At 49.3% G+C, this 645-nt stretch carries 5 tRNA genes and 1 rRNA gene; all 6 read right to left on the bottom strand.

Annotated features, from left to right (window positions below):
* A tRNA-Arg gene (locus tag FD30_RS10350) sits at positions 1–72 on the bottom strand.
* Between the two features lie 33 nt (positions 73–105).
* Positions 106–177, bottom strand: a tRNA-Gly gene (locus tag FD30_RS10345).
* Positions 178–183: 6 nt separating this feature from the next.
* A tRNA-Thr gene (locus FD30_RS10340) sits at positions 184–256 on the bottom strand.
* A 48-nt stretch (positions 257–304) separates the two neighbouring features.
* A tRNA-Lys gene (locus FD30_RS10335) sits at positions 305–377 on the bottom strand.
* 2 nt (positions 378–379) lie between these two features.
* Positions 380–452, bottom strand: a tRNA-Val gene (locus tag FD30_RS10330).
* Between the two features lie 6 nt (positions 453–458).
* Positions 459–575 (bottom strand): 5S ribosomal RNA (gene rrf, locus FD30_RS10325).
* Positions 576–645 lie beyond the last annotated feature (70 nt).

The raw sequence follows: 645 nt of genomic DNA, 5'->3' as shown, positions 1-645 counted from the left end.
CACCCAGTAGGAGTCGAACCTACAACCTTCTGATTCGTAGTCAGACACTCTATCCAGTTGCGCTATGGGTGCAAATTGTATATAACCTAATACCTCTCGGTATTAAGCGGAAGACGGGATTCGAACCCGCGACCCCCACCATGGCAAGGTGATGTTCTACCACTGAACTACTTCCGCATATGATGCCGACTAGAAGATTCGAACTTCCGACCCCCTGTTTACAAGACAGGTGCTCTACCAACTGAGCTAAGTCGGCATAGCCAGTATCGCTCAAATATCTAATTGCCATTCACCTCTCGGTGAATGAGCCCTGACAGGCTCGAACTGTCGACCCTCTGATTAAAAGTCAGATGCTCTACCAACTGAGCTAAGGGCTCAATGGAGGATACAGGGCTCGAACCTGTGACCCTCTGCTTGTAAGGCAGACGCTCTCCCAACTGAGCTAATCCTCCATATACGCGTGGCAACGTCCTATCCTCGCAGGGGGCGATCCCCCAACTACTTTTGGCGTGCTGAAGCTTAACTTCTGTGTTCGGCATGGGAACAGGTGTATCCTTCAGGCTATCGCCACCACACTATTGAGAGCTTGTTCTCTCAAAACTAGCTACTACCAATTATCTTCTTGAGAACACCATTACTTGGTTA

Source organism: Levilactobacillus namurensis DSM 19117, assembly GCF_001434785.1.
GTDB lineage: Bacteria > Bacillota > Bacilli > Lactobacillales > Lactobacillaceae > Levilactobacillus > Levilactobacillus namurensis.
Note: the sequence above shows the minus strand (reverse complement) of the source record. Positions and strands in the feature narration are given on the sequence as shown.